Source organism: Paenibacillus sp. 598K (assembly GCF_003851045.1).
Classification (GTDB): Bacteria; Bacillota; Bacilli; order Paenibacillales; family Paenibacillaceae; genus Paenibacillus_D.
The window spans coordinates 113,296-128,518 of the sequence record NZ_BFBX01000070.1 but is presented as its reverse complement, the minus strand read 5'-3'; the positions used below and the strand labels follow the sequence as shown (position 1 = coordinate 128,518).

General features: G+C 49.2%; 10 protein-coding genes and 2 riboswitches. Of the genes, 2 read left to right on the top strand and 8 right to left on the bottom strand.

The genetic code is table 11. The annotated features are described in order from the left end of the window. The 3 genes from PA598K_RS20280 to PA598K_RS20270 all read right to left on the bottom strand — a co-directional run. A partial coding sequence (locus PA598K_RS20280; protein WP_260405512.1) for an ABC transporter permease occupies positions 1–945 on the bottom strand: 945 nt, incomplete at its 3' end. Beyond that, on the bottom strand, positions 942–1,403 hold the full coding sequence (locus PA598K_RS20275) for a MarR family winged helix-turn-helix transcriptional regulator (RefSeq protein ID WP_128658711.1): 462 nt from the start codon (positions 1,401–1,403) through the stop codon (positions 942–944). The genes PA598K_RS20275 and PA598K_RS20280, both read right to left, overlap by 4 nt. Positions 1,404–1,527: 124 nt before the next feature. Beyond that, positions 1,528–1,863 carry a hypothetical protein gene (locus tag PA598K_RS20270; protein ID WP_221414158.1) on the bottom strand — a complete coding sequence of 112 codons (336 nt, stop codon included), beginning with the start codon at positions 1,861–1,863 and terminating at the stop codon, positions 1,528–1,530. Positions 1,864–1,991: 128 nt separating this feature from the next. After that, positions 1,992–2,109, top strand: a riboswitch (adenosylcobalamin (AdoCbl) riboswitch). A gap of 193 nt (positions 2,110–2,302) precedes the next feature. Between PA598K_RS20270 and PA598K_RS20265 the strand changes: the two genes are divergently transcribed. Further along, the gene (locus PA598K_RS20265) at positions 2,303–4,123 is read left to right on the top strand and encodes an S-layer homology domain-containing protein (RefSeq protein WP_185602128.1); all 1,821 of its coding nucleotides are present in this window, start codon (positions 2,303–2,305) and stop codon (positions 4,121–4,123) included. 350 nt (positions 4,124–4,473) lie between these two features. Here PA598K_RS20265 and PA598K_RS20260 read toward each other — a convergent pair whose 3' ends face one another. The 3 genes from PA598K_RS20260 to PA598K_RS20250 form a co-directional block, all read right to left on the bottom strand. Further along, a complete protein-coding gene (locus PA598K_RS20260; RefSeq protein WP_128658708.1) occupies positions 4,474–5,004 on the bottom strand; it encodes a hypothetical protein in 531 nt (176 codons plus the stop codon). A 3-nt stretch (positions 5,005–5,007) separates the two neighbouring features. Continuing rightward, entirely contained in the window at positions 5,008–10,041 is a 5,034-nt protein-coding gene (locus PA598K_RS20255) for an RHS repeat-associated core domain-containing protein (protein WP_128658707.1), read from the bottom strand. A 112-nt stretch (positions 10,042–10,153) separates the two neighbouring features. Further along, complete coding sequence (locus PA598K_RS20250) at positions 10,154–11,422, bottom strand: RCC1 domain-containing protein (RefSeq protein WP_128658706.1); 1,269 nt, start codon at positions 11,420–11,422, stop codon at positions 10,154–10,156. Positions 11,423–11,637: 215 nt separating this feature from the next. Then, positions 11,638–11,767, bottom strand: a riboswitch (adenosylcobalamin (AdoCbl) riboswitch). Between the two features lie 257 nt (positions 11,768–12,024). On the opposite strand from PA598K_RS20250, the gene PA598K_RS20245 reads away from it, so the two are divergent. Beyond that, the gene (locus PA598K_RS20245) at positions 12,025–12,936 is read left to right on the top strand and encodes a hypothetical protein (RefSeq protein ID WP_128658705.1); all 912 of its coding nucleotides are present in this window, start codon (positions 12,025–12,027) and stop codon (positions 12,934–12,936) included. A gap of 181 nt (positions 12,937–13,117) precedes the next feature. Here PA598K_RS20245 and PA598K_RS20240 read toward each other — a convergent pair whose 3' ends face one another. Both PA598K_RS20240 and PA598K_RS20235 read right to left on the bottom strand, forming a co-directional pair. Further along, positions 13,118–14,131, bottom strand: a complete 1,014-nt coding sequence (locus PA598K_RS20240; RefSeq protein WP_128658704.1) for a bifunctional glycosyltransferase family 2/GtrA family protein — start codon at positions 14,129–14,131, stop codon at positions 13,118–13,120. After that, positions 14,128–15,084, bottom strand: coding sequence for a phosphodiester glycosidase family protein (locus PA598K_RS20235; protein ID WP_128658703.1), 957 nt, complete (start codon positions 15,082–15,084; stop codon positions 14,128–14,130). The genes PA598K_RS20240 and PA598K_RS20235 overlap by 4 nt, the downstream gene beginning before the upstream one ends. Positions 15,085–15,223: the final 139 nt, after the last annotated feature.

Genomic DNA, 15,223 nt, shown 5'->3' with positions numbered 1-15,223 from the left:
GGTGTCCAGCACCTCCTCGACTCGGCGTGCCGAGGCGATCGCCCGCGACACCGCCACCAGCATCATGCCAAGCGAGAGCATCGAGAAGAGCAGCTGGCTCATATAGCTGACGAAGGCGATCAGGTCGCCGACCGGCAGCGCTCCGGCCCGATTCTGCGCGCCGCCGAACCAGAGGATAGCGACGATGCTGAAGTTCAGCACCAGCATCATCAAGGGCATGTTGATGGCGATTGTCCGGGCCGCCTTGAGCGCCGCCTCGAGAAAATCGTCGTTGGCGCTGCGGAAGCGCGTCTTCTCAAAGGCGCCTCTGACGAACGCCTTGACGACGCGAATGCCGGAAAGATTCTCCTGCAGCACCGTATTAAGCCGATCGAGCCGTTGCTGGACGACGCCGAAGATCGGGACGACGCGCCGCGTGATCACATAAAGGATAAGGACGAGCAGCGGGATGATAATGACGAAGATAAGCGCCAGCCGCGGGCTGATCAGGAAGGCCATGACGATGCTGCCGATCGCCAGACTCTGGTCGCGCACGAGCATGCGCAGCGTCATCTGCACCAGATTCTGGAGCTGCACGACATCGCCGGTCAGCCGGGTGATGATCGAGCCCGCCGAGAGCCGATCGAGGTTGTCGTACGAGAAGGTCTGCACCTTATCGAACAGACTGACCCGCAGATCGGCGCCGAAGCCCTGGGCCGCCCGACTCGAGTAGACCGTACAGCCGACCCCGCCGATCAGTCCGACGAAGGCGACCAGCGCCATCCATAGTCCTGTCCGCCAGATGTGCTCGAGATCGCCTGTCATGACGCCTTGGTCGACGATGCTCGCCATCAGGCGCGGCTGCAGCAGATCCATGCACACCTCCATCACCATCATGAGCGGCGCGAGGATGATCGCTGCGCGATAAGGCAGCAGGTAGCTGCGCAGACGCCAGATTGACTTCATCGATCCGCCTCCTCGCCGAGCTGCTCGCGGTGCTCTTCCAGCTCTGCGTAGATCCGCAGCAGCAGCTCACGGAACATCTCCCGCTCCTCCGACGAGAATCGGGCAAAGCTTCGCTCCTCCAGCCGCTCGAGCGCCTCCCGCACTCCCGTCGCCGCGGCACGCCCCTTATCCGTCAGAAAGACGCGGGACACCCGTTGGTCGCGTGTGTCCGCCTTGCGCTCCAGCAGGCCATGCTTGGCCATCCGATCGATCATCACCGTCAGCGTCGCAGGCTGGACATGCATATGGCTGGCCAGCTCCTTCTGGCTCTGCCCGTCCTCCCGCGCCAGCCTCAGCAAGAGCGGCGGTTGGCCGGGATAGACATCATAGTCCCGGATCAGCAGATCCACATTGTGTCTGAACAATCGATGCGTCCGTCCCATCAGGCGCGGGATCGATTCCTCTTCCTGTCTCTTCATTATTGCGTTGCCTCCATTTACTTAGCCGACTAACTAAATATACATTAGACGATCCCGGCGGATGTGTCAATCTTCCGAGGGGCGAGAGGCGAGGCAGACTAATCCTCGCCCCTCCGACCGGGGATTAGTCTGCCTCGCCAGGCGGTACGAACTGCGGATCGTGCTGGGCGATGACGCGGTAGACGCTGCTGCTGATATCCTGCCGATCGGCCTCATCCTCGTCGGTAAACTCGATCGTCACGCGATGAACCGCCCCCGGCTCAATCGCAATTTCTTGCAGGCGGATCTCAAAATCAAAGCCATCCTCATAAGGGGTACCGTCCCGATGCAAATAGCAAAGCAGGCCAGAAATATCCTCTTCCGTCACAATCAACGTTTTGTCCTCGGTTATGCGCATGGGTGCACCCTGCCTCTCCATTTGAATAATAGCCAGGGCGTTGCTGCGAAGGTCTGACTCCACGATTCCTATCCTCCTGCGCCCGGCCCAGCCGTTTGTTCCCAGTATACTCTTGGTCGGCGTGAAGGGTCTACCTCGACACCAAGCCTTGATCGGGCTATAAAATAATGCTTGCCAAAACTTAACCGCCCGCTATACTAAAGAATGTCGTTCGAGACGGAAGTCCGGTGTGAATCCGGCACGGTCCCGCCACTGTGATGAGCTTGCCTAGCAGGCTTCAGTCAGGTCGGTCTCCTGCGATGCGGTATGGAATCCGGCCGTCGCCCCTCATGGCGATCCGCCCTGCTTCCTGCCGATGACCTGTACCTTCGTGGTAAAAGGCAGGGTTAGTAGCGCATCGGACCTTTGTTTAAGCGTGCCTATTATCCTTAGCCTGCTCCCTTCGCGGAGGAGGTTTTTTGTCTTAGATCAACACGACTACCCCATGAGAGAGAGGAACAACATGATGAAGAAAAAATGGATCTCCGGCTCGCTGGCGCTGCTGCTGGCTGCAGCGGTCGGTACGGGTTGGGGGCTGGGTGGCGTAGCCTATGCGGCCCCGGACGGGCCTGTCGTAACGCCCCCAGCGCCGATTGTCGTACTGGAGAACAGCATCAACAAAACCGCTGCCGATATGGTCGCGTGGGCGACGGGGTATCGGGATTATATTCCTAATGAGTCGTTGACTAATGTGAATGAACACTTACGTACTCCGGAGCGCGCGGTGGGGCCCTATAACGGCCAATACGTCGTGCTTGGCGATTTTGGTGAAATTACGATGGAATTTGAAGATGGCGGCATCGGCAACGGACCAGGCGAAGACTTCGCCGTGTTCGAGAATGGCATAGCTAACACCAGTGTTCCTGGATGGGGGTTTCTGGAGCTTGCCTATGTTGAGGTATCAACGGATGGAGAAACGTGGCTCCGCTTTGACTCCGAGTCAAAAACAAAGGGAGCGGTAGGCGCCTACTCCTTTATGGATCAAAGCGAGGTAAATGGACTAGCTGGCAAATCTCTCGGCGATTACGGTACTGGCTTTGATCTTGAGGCGTTAAAGCATAAGCCCGAGGTTCTCTCAGGTCTCGTTGATCTGGAACGCATAAATTACGTAAAAATTCTTGATATTGTTGGCGATGGAAATCAAGTCGACAGTAAAAATAATTCGATCTATGACCCGTATCCCTCATACGGTTCTGCCGGTTTTGACTTAACAGGAATCGGTGTAATAAATAAATCCTTCTATCTCACCCAAGTTGAGATCGTATCGCCTGATCTGGCACACGAGGGCCTTCCTCTTGTAAAAGAGGTTGAAGCCAAAGTCGGTTCGACAGCTTTTAATGCCCTGTTGCAAGCAGTCGGCGAGGAGGAAGTTGAATATTCCGTTCACCCAGAGTTCGGGGCGTATATTGAATCTATCAAGGGACTGGCAGGAACCGCGAAGGATTGGTGGAGCTTCCTTATTAATGATGCGTTCGCCGAGGTCGGCGCCAGCTCCTATCTGGTCCAGGACGGAGACGACCTGAAATGGTCATATACGTATACGCCGCCTACACCTGAACCCGAACCCCAACCACAACCGTCCACCCCTCCATCCTATAGCTGGTACCCGCCTCCCGCTGCTCCAGTAAAAGAGGAGGTCAAGGAGACGCCAGAAGAGCCGGTAACCGAAGAACCCGTAACGGAAGAACCTGTGACGGAGCAGCCTGTCGAGGAGCCGCGACCTGCCGTACCGGCCTTCGTCGATCAAGCGAGCGCTTCGACGTGGGCACAGCACGCCGTGCTGCGTGTAGCAGAGCTTGGCATCTTTACGGGCAAGCCTTCTGGAGAAGGTGTTGTGTTCGATCCGAAAGGTACCGCGACGCGGGCTGAGTTCACCAAGATTCTAGTGACGCTTGCGCAAAGCGACTCCGACACAGCGACCGAAGTCACCTCTGAGTTCAACGATGTATCGGCCACTGCTTGGTATGCCGGCTATGTCAGCGTGGCGAAGAACCAAGGCTGGATCACCGGCTTTGCCGACGGCGCCTTCCAGCCGTCCGCAGCGATCACTCGCCAGGATGCAGCCGTCCTGATCGCCCGCGCCTTCGGACTGAAGGCTTCGGACGCTGCGCCGAGCTTCCGCGATGTTCAAGCCGCCTATGCCGTAGCCGCGGTGCGGGCTCTGGCCGAGGCTGGCATCATGGAGGGCTATAACGGCAGCTTCCGCCCGCAGGACGTTATCACCCGCGAAGAGCTGGCCGTTGTTGCGTTGAGAGTTTATGAGGCGTTTGTAGGTTCTAATTAAAACTACAGGCACTGTCGCACAGAAACTTAAACTGGGTGAACAGTGCCTTTTACTAAACAATCACCGTACTGCGAGTTGAAATCTCTTGAGTTGAGAATAATTCAGCGAACTTATGGGAAACAATACACACCGAATAATTATCTCGTCGAAAAACAGCCATGACAAGAAAGCCTTGTCACCCCCAGGAATGAAAATAAGTCGGGTGCATCAGTCGCATCCCGACTTTTATTTTCGTATTAAATCCTAGCATTCCCTTCCCAACATTTTCATTGAACTGACTTTGACTTATGCACCGATGCAATAAAAAACCACATGGAGTTGTTACACCCGCATGTGGTTAATACAAATATCTATTCCAATTTAATACCTAGATTAGTAGAAACAATGTGAACATTGCTGTTACGTTTGAAGAATCTCCACAGTTCCGATTCTCTCTCAAAACAACCATCTTGAAAAATTTCCAATTTCATTCCATTACTAAAAATTATTTCTATTTCATAGAGAGCGGAAATAGAAAAACTGTCAACAAAAACTTTTCTTGCATTAGTTTCTATAAATTCCTTTGATATTTTTTCAAACAAATTGCCGTCCGTATCCCAATCATAGTTACTCCAATCAAAGTCATCATCATAACGTTCTGGATAGTAAAAATCTCCACTACCAACTATTATTTTTGAATCTTTTTGTATCCTCCATTTGGACTGCACATTCAAGGAAAAATCCGATGTTTTAACAACACTCCCCCATATGTCAAAATCTTCTTTAACTTGACCCAAACCCATCCACATCATATTTCCTGCTCTACCCAGCCGCGCTATAGGCAGGTTAATAATTTGTTCTAAACCTTCAATGATTTGAGGTGATAATTTAACTTCACTCATCTTCTACCCTCTTCCAGCAGCAATCTCTTTAGCTGCTTCTTCAATTTCCTTATAAGAATAGTTTTTTTTGGTTATCTGATCATGAAGTCTACTACGTTGGTCTGGGGTTAATTTATATTTATTTGCAATACTATTGAATTGCTCATTTTGTCTTTTGTTATCTCCAGGCGTTCCATTACGCTGATTCCCTTCTTTTTGTTTCCCCCCTTTTTTAGCCAATCCAAACTTCCCACCTGGACCCCTTACTAACGAAGCTCCCCATAAAACTCCGTCTATAAAGTCAGGAAAACCTTGGGCAATTTGTTGCCCCATGTAATTACTAAGTAGTCTTTGGCGCAGTCTTTCTTGAATCTCTCTGTCAAGCCCATAGTAATAGTCATTATCTCCTGCTAACCATCTAATATAAGAATAATCATCCGGATAAAGACTCCAATAATTCCCTTTTGAAAAAACAAGCGGAATCTGTTCCCCTATCTTTCCTACAATAATTCCATTATCAATTATTGGTCTTCCAGAAAAATTCTTATCGTCTCCTAAATAGATGCTATTAGTGGAAGAGCAACTTCCAGGTGTAGCCCAATTACCATTTTGAGCTACGCAATAATTCCCGGATGGGTCAATATTAATCAACGGATTATTGTACACATAAGTATAAAAATTTAAACTCAGCGGATTACTCAAAATTCCTTCATACGTATCCTTACTTATAAACCTCCCAATACCTGGATCATACCACCGCGCGCGCAGATATTGCAATTGGGTGGTTTTATCCCAGTACTCCCCAGAGTAGCGGAACGGGTTTTCTACCGTTTCTTGTGTCATTTGCGGATTGCCCCACAAGTCGTAGCTGTACGTGTTCAGCGCTGCGTTCCCCGTCGCATCTCGTAGCTCGATGACATCCCCGTGGCCGTTATGCAGGTAGTAGCCACTGTTAGTATTGCTTTGCCTGGAGATGAGCTCATGACCTCGCACATACCTGGCTTTGAATGCGGCTGTCGTCCCCGTCGTCAGCGTACCCTCGGCAATCATCTGATCGCCATCGAGGTAATAGCGGGTCTTCACGCCATTTTCAATCCGTTCATACAACAGTCCGTCGCCGTTGTAGCGATAAGCGACTTCATTGCCGTTATACCGGGCCGTGACCAAACGATTTTGCGAATCATATACATACTCGGACTCATTGATGTCCAGCATGCTCGGGTTATCCGTTGCCAAGGTCGTTCGGTTATGCCGGGCGTCGTAGCTGTAGGCTTCATTGAACGGACTGGCTGTGGAGACCCGATTTAACGGATCATAGGAATAGGCCTCGGTCGTCGTATTTCCCGTCGCCCCGCCTGCGATCGCAGTGATGTTGCTATTCCCGTCATGTGTGTAATTAAAGCTGTACAGCCCCGTTCCATTACTCTTCTGATGCGTCAGGTTTTTCAGACGGCTGCCTTCATATTCGTAATTCGAGGTCGTGCCATTTTTAAGCATGCGCTGCTTGACCAGGTTGTTTTTATAGTACGTATACGTCGCTTCCGAATTCGTCGTCGTTGGGCCTACAGCAGTCAGCCGATCCCGCAGATCATACGAATAATTCAATACATAGCCGTAAGGATCCGTCATCGTGTTGCGCAGGCCAGACGTGTTATACGTATACTTGATCGTTTTGTTGTCTGGATAGGTCACTTGAGTCAGTTCGCCTGTAGCTGCCTTATACGTATACAGGGTTGTGCCAGTGATGTCGATCATCGACTTCCGGCGTCCTGCTGCATCATACGTGTAGTTGACCGTCTCGTCTGGCGCTTGCTTGCTCAAGAGGAAGTTCCGATTGTTATACGTCATCGTGAACAGTTGCCCTTTGCGGTCCTTGTGCTGCACGACATTGCCGTTCGGATCATAGCTGTACGTATCGCTCTGTCCGGTCTCATTAGTTTGCTGGATGAGACGGCCCAACTCGTCATACTGCTTGGTGATGGAAGCCCCATCGGGATAGACGATCGTCTTTAACGGCCCCGCCTTCGCGTAGGCGTAAGTATACACGCCCCCCAACGCATCGGTCACCTTCGTCACCCGCCCGAGCACATCGTACAGATAAGAGGTCGCATCGGTCGCATTGGTTTCGGTGATGACATTGCCCTCATGGTCGTACGCTAGCGCCTGCACTTGCTGGTACTGGCCATTGCGCCATTCCTCGTTCAGGATAGAGCGTCCCAGAATATCAGTGGTACTGCGGAAGCGGTTCAGTTCCGGATCGGTGACTACGGTCTGACGGGTCAGCTTATCGTAGTCGGTGGTGGAGAAGGAGCCGTCCGGCGCTTCGGTTTTGATAGGCTCACTCCAATTGTTGTACGTATAGCTGGTCTGACGATTGGTTGCGCCAAGCGCCCGTTCCCACGACAGTCGACCATAGCTATCATAACCCAGCGTTCGCATGATGCGGTAGGAGCCATCCAGGATCGCTTCCTCGACCAACTGTCCGATCGCATTCCAGCGCAGGCGTGTCGTGACGCCGGACTCCTCTCGAATCGTCGCTTGGTTGGAGGCGTTAGTGTAGGTGACCGAAGCATAGGTATTGTCTGGATGCGTAATACGAGTCAAGCGATCCAACTTGTCATATTGCAGGCTCGTTGTGGATTGATTGCCATCTTGATAGGATTTGACTAAGCCTGTCGTCGGGAAATAATCCAAGGTATGCGTGACGGTTTGCGTTGCATTTCCGGTGGAGGTCGGGTTCGTCACCACAACGGTCTGTTTGGTCGGATATGCACCGGAAAATGTAGAACCGTACTCCGTATTGTAGATGATATCGCGCGTATCATCTTTAATAATCGTTCGTTGAACATTGCCATACGTATCAAAGTTTTCATAATTCGCCTGCGCAAGTACAGTCCCGCTAGCATTGTTCTCTTTGACGGCCACTTGGGTGACGCTGCCTTGTGCATTTCGCAATAACTCCGTATAGCGACTTTGTCCCGTTCGTATAGGCTCCGTGATACTCGCCAACCATTTTGTCGTCGGATGATACGTATACGTCTTCGTCGTGCCCATCGGGTCAGTCTCGGTCAAGACGTTTCCATAGTTATCGAACGTCCTAGACGTTTGGATGGCCGTCGCCAAGGCGCTTCCCTTTTTAAACTGTGTCTTGGTCTGAATCGGGAGCGTAATTTTCCGAGTCTCATCGTAGGTATAGGTGGTCGTTATGTGCTCGTCGTTGGGCGCGGTTTGTGTCATGAAATTCGTATAAAATACAGGATAATCTTCAATTCCGTTCATGACTTTGCGATGATTAAATAGTGTGCTTGTCAGTCCATCATCAATACTCACCGTAATATTAGAAATGTTTTGTCCATGACTGCTTGCATAATCGGTCCCATACGTATAGTTTTGAACATTGGAGGCTACGCCAGCGACCTCCTCTTTACGTGAGGCGATGCGGAATGCTCTTTGAGAGGCTAACATCCCGATCACTCTCGTAATCGATGGCCCGTAGGTATAGACGGTTTTCGCTCCGGTCGGATGATAAATAGTTTCCAGCATCGCAGCAGGGTTACTCTTGACCGGCGAACTGCCGATAACGCTGAAGGGTACATCTTTTATGCTATAACCATACGTGGTTGTTCGAGTGTCGACATCACGTACGCTGGAGAGAATTTCCGTCTGAAATTGAGTGAATGGGGGTAAAGGATCATACGTTGTATAGTTGTATTTGGTGTATAGAACGCTTTTATCGCCTTGTTGCAAAATCACCTCATTCGCGTTATAGGTAATATCAATCGAGTTATTAATGGCATCCTTAATACTCGTCAGCACTTTGCCATACGTCGGGTGATCGGTGTAATGAAACGTTATGGTATTGTTGTAGGCATCCGAAATTTGAATCAATCGTCCACCTGACGAGAAGTAATGCTTGGTGCCGTGAATGGATTTGACGACAGTGGATGACCATTCATCATTGACCGAAACGGAAGAATCATAGGCGACGGATAAGTCTTGAAATGGATACCCCTTTAGCGTAGAGCCTGTAATCTGATAGCTTCCTTGGTCAAATAAATTGAGGTATCTTCCTCCCTCGGAATACTTGATATAAGGGATTTTCCACGACCAGCCCTTACCGATTGGATATCGTTTCTCTTCGTCGGTTTTTTCCTTGGCTTTATCTCGTGGCCATATTTCAGAACCTGTGTATTGATTAGTCCAATTAAGATTTCCATATATATGATCTACTTCTCTAGAACGGTACCCCGTTGAATCAATGTTTGACCATTTTCCATAAACGCGAGGGTCTGGCGAATCTTTCAGCTCGGTAAGCCATTGAAACAGCCCCATGGAATCATAGATATTATTCATAATGTCTGGCAGAATACTTGGGTCATAATAAATGTAAGTAATATTTTGGAAGGGAATGGTATATCTATGTCCTGTCGTTGGATTTTCATACTCCATATATTTATTTCCATCATAGGTAATTCTACACAAACAAAAGATAAACGGCTCATGGCTTTTCTCAAAGAACTCCGCGCTTGAGCTGTCATAGACTCGTGTCAAATCAAAGGATAAACCATTTCTTCCTGGCAAGGAAAGATCTGTCGCTTCAACAGTCAAACTGCCAGTCAGCGTTGAGATGTTTTCTTGCTGTGTACGGATCGAATAAGGAGCTTGGGGCGCTTTTACATTTAACGTTTGGATTGCATTCAAGATATTCGGATTAGGTACGTAAGTGTTCATTGCCATCATCATTGCTTCAGCTTCAACTTCTTCAAACGTCAACTCTTCTTGTAGCTCCGCTTTTTCTCCCTCCTCAGCTGCGTAACCAGGAGCTCCCATCGGGGGAGCGAAAGATTCACCCGTCTCACGGACGATCTCTCCCCACTGAAAATCCTCTTCCCATTCCAATTCGTCATAAGGTACATAGATGTCTTGTGTTTCAAGACTGTTTGCTACAAATTCACTTTGAAGCGTGTCTTCTTGGGCGTATAACACGGTATTGCTGTATACACCCAAGTCCGTAGTAAGAAGAGTAAACACTAGGAACATAATAAAATATCTTTTCATTTTCCGCCCTCGCAGTATAAGTAATTTCGAAAAGTCATACGTCACTCTTCCAAGCCAAACTAGCTATATTATCAGCATTTTGAACATACAGAAAACTGAGGACTGACTATCATTACTCTAATTTTCTACTGCGCAAGTTGCCGTTTTGATCATATGTAAAAACCAAAACACTACCATCTTCAAGTTCAATTCTCATCAATTTGTTATTAGAATCATAGATATATTTTACTGGAGGAACGCTCAAGTCAGGACCAATAATTAACCCTGTAGAGGTAGGTTCTAATGCACCAGTAACGTTAATACCCAATTGCTTCTGACTGTTAGAACCCCAAGCACTTACTGAACCATTTTGCATAAGTGCTAGCGTATGCTCAAAGCCGCCTGAAATTTGCAACGCATTTTTCAACTTAGTAACTGTAATTGGCGCTTGCTGATCAGTAGTACTTCCTATTCCTAATTGACCTTTATTATTAAGGCCCCACGCTTTAACAGTCCCGTCGTTCAAGATTGCAAAAGAGTGCTTTCCTCCAACTGCAATTTGCTTAACATTTGTCAAGCCTGGGATAGTAACTGGACTAGTCTTGGTGGTTGTATTTCCTATTCCTAACTGGCCAGCGTCATTAAGGCCCCACGCCTTTACAGACCCATCATTTAATAGCGCTAGAGTGTGTCCTGTTCCAGAAACAAGTTGCTTTACATTAGTCAAACCGGAAATTGTTACTGGACTGAGTTGCTGAGTCGTATTACCAACCCCTAACTGCCCATTGCCATTATCTCCCCAAGCCTTTACAGATCCATTAGCCATAATGACAAATGAAGAAAATGAACCTGTAACTACTTGTTTTACATTGGTCAAATTAGGGATTTGTACTGGAGAAACCCTTGGATCATTGTCTCCTGTTCCTAACTCCCCGTAAATATTGGGCCCCCAAGTCATTACATTGCCATTGTTTAATAAAGCTAACGTATGAAAACTCCCAGAGAATATTTGTTTAACATTGGTTAAATTGGGAATGATCGATCCAGCAGGCGCTCCTCCTAGTTGAAGAAAGTCAATATTCCCCCAGGCAATAACAGTGCCATTAGCTAACAAAAACAAAGAATGAACATAACCAGTGGTGATATCTTTAACATCATTTAATTGATTGTTCAAAGTGGGAGTGTCGCCAGTAATCCCTCCCACCCCCAATAAACCTTGAAGATTAGAACCCCAGGCATAGTACTCTCCATTTTTCAAGGCAAAAGATTGAAATGCAAATGGACTTGTTATGACCTTCACTTCATTCTCTGTCCCGTATGTGTGTGTAACCCTAAAATTTGTCGACAATACAAACATCAAAAAGATTATTACCACAGAAAACATTTTGAATATACTCTTCAAACCTTTCCCCTCCCTCTTACTATTTATTTAAAATTTGTATGTATGTTCTACTATTAAACACCTATAAAAAACACCCCCTTAATAAAAAATACCTTCCCCAAGTTGGAGAAGGCATAGGTATATAGGCATGCGTAAATAGACACGCGCTATATCCCCAGCCTCTGACCACGAAGGTACTGGTTTAACCGATAAACAGCGTGCCGAGTCCTATAGGAAATAGCCGTGTCATACCGTATCTCAAGTGACCGACCTGACTAAAGCTTGTCTTTGCAAGCTTATCACAGTGGCGGGACCGTGCCGGATTCGCACCGGACTTCCGTCTCAAAAGACAATCTCTAGTATACTTACATTCTAAATTATGGCAAGCACTTTTTTTGAGATATATTCTTTATTGAATTATATCTTCCAAACCTTACAACACATAAATACCATGCTCTAGAGACTATCACACCATCTCAAAAGGCTCACCATCACCATTTCCCTATACTTCCAAAAGTAACTCCTATCGTTTCTACAACGAAGGCCGCTCGAATCATTGCTACAATTAAAGAGAAGGTTTAACACGTACAAATTTAACCCCCTCAAGGAAGGGAGCATTCCCGATGAAATTACTGAAAATAACGATTCTGGTCGGCATGCTGCTGCTATCCTGCCTTGCCGCTTGGCTGGTCTACCTGGTAGCGCAAACTACGCATACACCTGCACCTACCACCGAATCACGCACATCGATGAACAACCTCACAAATCATGATCGTTACGATTCTCTCGATGAAGCCGCAGCGCGATCAGACCTTGTTGTACGAGGCAAGGTGCTGCAGGTGGATGCCTACGATTCTATAACAGAAGAGTACCAGCTTGAGATCCAAGAAACATTCAAGGGGGAAGCAAAACCAGGAGAGGTTATTCATGTGTACGAGACGGGAGGGACCATGATTGCGGAGGAGAATTATGTGTTGTTTCTCGAACGTTCCACAGGCGGCTACTTTCCACATCCAACCTACACCTCAGGGTCTAAAGATTTTATCCTCCATATCGCTGCTAGTGACAAGGTTCTTCAACAGTCCACCTCCTCCGAAGTCGCTGGGGATTGGAAGTCACTGCGCGAGGAATTGCGAACTACACAGGGGATGAGTACCCCAAGAGAGGGTGCCCCTCTGGAGCGAGCTGCCGTTCGGACGGACGATGTGCCGCTTCGAACCTTGGCGACCGAAGCCGAGGTGATCGCTCGAATCGAAGGCGTGGAGGTGCTATGGGAAAACAAATATCACCGCGCGGTCACATTAAAGTTTCACGAGGTTTATCTGGATGACAGTGAGCAAGACGTCTTGAACAATGCAGATGTCCAATACATCCTGCCAGCCTCCATGGAGCTAGGCGTCGAGTATTTGGCCTTCCTGTCGTTCATGGACGGCTACTTCTTTACGGTGTCGCAAGGCAACAGTTTGGTGTCTGTAGATGATAGCCAGACCTGGACCGAAGCCATCGAATTAACTGAACGACTTCGCTCAAGTTGAAGCTTCCTATCTGAGGCCATCCTCATCGAAAGCATTAATCGCCCGCAGGACGTTATCACCCGCGAAGAGCTGGCCGTCGTTGCATTGAGAGTATATGAGGCATTTGTAGGACCGCAATAACATAAAAAGGCGCTATCGCTCACAAGTGTGGGCGGCAGCGCCTTTTGCCATTGAGTCGAGGTTAGTAAACGAATCTGCGCTGTGCCCAGAAGCTAAACACAAAAATCGAGACTTCCGTCAGAATCTTGGCAACCAGCAGCGGAAGGATCAGTTTTTCGTTATAGAAGTACAACAGTCCGTAGTTCAGCAAGAGGACCAACACGACGAGCGAGAAATATTTGGGCAACGATTGCCGGATCCTGGAGATTCGTCCTCCGGAGAACACATATTTCCGATTGATGGAATAATTGAAGATTGAGCTGCACAGCCTTGCTGCAGCCACCGCCAAAAACAAATTGTGCGTGATGTACTGGATGACAAATAATAAGCCGAAATCTATCAGCGCCGAAACCATCGACGAAGTACTGAACATCAGAAGGGGCATATAAATGCGGATCGAGTCTGCGAAAGGACGAAAATGAGAGGAGGCATTATGATTCAGATACACGGTATCAATGAATTCCTCCGTAATCGCATACCCCTCCCTATGCGCCGTAAGCAGCATGTTCATCTCGTACTCGAATCGCTCCCCGGGAATTTGGCACAGCCAGTCCAGCATCGCGTAGGGGAAGCCGCGCAGACCTGTTTGCGTATCGTGGACCTTGGCGCCTGTCGTCAGCGAAAATACGGCGCGAGTCACGGAATTGCCGAAACGGCTCCGAGCAGGAACCTTGCCTGTAAAGCGGCGGCTTCCAAGTACGATGCCAGGGCTCGTCTGCGCGAGGAGCCGTTCAAAGACGCGCTGAATATCATGGGGCAGATGCTGACCGTCGCTGTCCGCGCACACGACTCCGCCTTGCGGTCCATTTTCTCTTATATGCTGGAAACCCGTTTTCAGCGCCCGCCCTTTACCCATATTGACACCATGCGTCAGCACCGTGCAGCCATAGGCCTCCGCCGTCTGGAATATCCCCCGATATGCCGGTCCGCTGCCATCATCCACGATGACAATCGGACCGAGCTTGAACGTCTGCAACTGCTTCACAAGATTCAGTAAACGCGCGTCAGGTTCATAGGATGGAATGAGTATCGTCATGACCCTTGTCCCTCCGTCACATACACAATGTCGCTGACGCCTCGTTCCCGATTGCGTCCAAGCGGATTGTTAACCACACGGCCCATGAAATACATCGTGGATGAGCCCCCGCCGTCGAGGTTATACGCCTCGGTTGCGCCGAGGTCCTTCATCGTCTGGGCAAGCTCTGCCAGCGTCATGCCCCGGCTGTCATCCTGTCTGCCATCTACCACCACAAACACATAATGATGAGGCGCAATCATCCCAATGGCTGTTCGAGGATTCGCATTCTGAATGGAGCGGTTGCCGAAGTTCGTGTCGATTTTCACGCTGCTGAAATCACTGGTGATCTCACCGTTCTGTATCAGGATCGGTCCAAAGGATAACGTATTGGTCGCCCCCTGCGCCAGCAACTCCGAAGAAGAAATTTCATTTTCGTTGTACGTCTTCATGGTACCGTCATCGAACAGCGCCAACGCATCCCGGGTCGGTTCATCCCGATACAACACCCCATTGCGGATGATGACGCCATCCTGACGGAATCCGTAGTAGTCCCCGTTCACCGCAAAGATCGCCTGATTCGCCTCGGCAATTTCCGATGTGTCCTCTTTAATATTCGTGCCAAAGCTGTTGTCCGCCAGCGCACTGCGCAAGCTGCTTGCATCCTTCGTCTGGACATCGGCAACATAATACGTAATCTGATCCGGGCCGGAGCCGGTCTGTACTTTTTGAATTTGGATCTGCAGACGATCGCTGGTATAGCTCCAGTCATCGAACGTTGCTTGTGCATCCTCTGAAGCGGCAGAGCTTGTAGCGGAGCTATCGGTTGTATCAATGGCCAAGCTCTCATCTGCTACGACGACCTGCACATGCCGGATTAGATAGCGATCAGCCAGGCTGTACAGGATACCACTAATAGCGAGCACTACAACTAGAGTAATCGGAATCCACCTGCGCTTTTTTCTCAACTGCATTCACCTCTCCATCAAAGCTCTTATAGCCATGATAAGTGGGTTAGCTTAAAGAAAACATAAAACTGACTTCGACTTCCTGGTCAGTTGCGCCGCAAACACACAAAAGGCGCTAGCGCCCACGAGTGTGGACGGCAGCGCC

Excerpts from the sequence above, each read along its gene's own strand:
- PA598K_RS20275 (WP_128658711.1), bottom strand. The coding sequence starts at position 1,403 with ATGAAGAGACAGGAAGAGGAATCGATCCCGCGCCTGATGGGACGGACG.
- PA598K_RS20265 (WP_185602128.1), top strand. The coding sequence starts at position 2,303 with ATGATGAAGAAAAAATGGATCTCCGGCTCGCTGGCGCTGCTGCTGGCT.
- PA598K_RS20260 (WP_128658708.1), bottom strand. The coding sequence starts at position 5,004 with ATGAGTGAAGTTAAATTATCACCTCAAATCATTGAAGGTTTAGAACAA.
- PA598K_RS20255 (WP_128658707.1), bottom strand. The coding sequence starts at position 10,041 with ATGAAAAGATATTTTATTATGTTCCTAGTGTTTACTCTTCTTACTACG.
- PA598K_RS20245 (WP_128658705.1), top strand. The coding sequence starts at position 12,025 with ATGAAATTACTGAAAATAACGATTCTGGTCGGCATGCTGCTGCTATCC.
- PA598K_RS20240 (WP_128658704.1), bottom strand. The coding sequence starts at position 14,131 with ATGACGATACTCATTCCATCCTATGAACCTGACGCGCGTTTACTGAAT.
- PA598K_RS20235 (WP_128658703.1), bottom strand. The coding sequence starts at position 15,084 with ATGCAGTTGAGAAAAAAGCGCAGGTGGATTCCGATTACTCTAGTTGTA.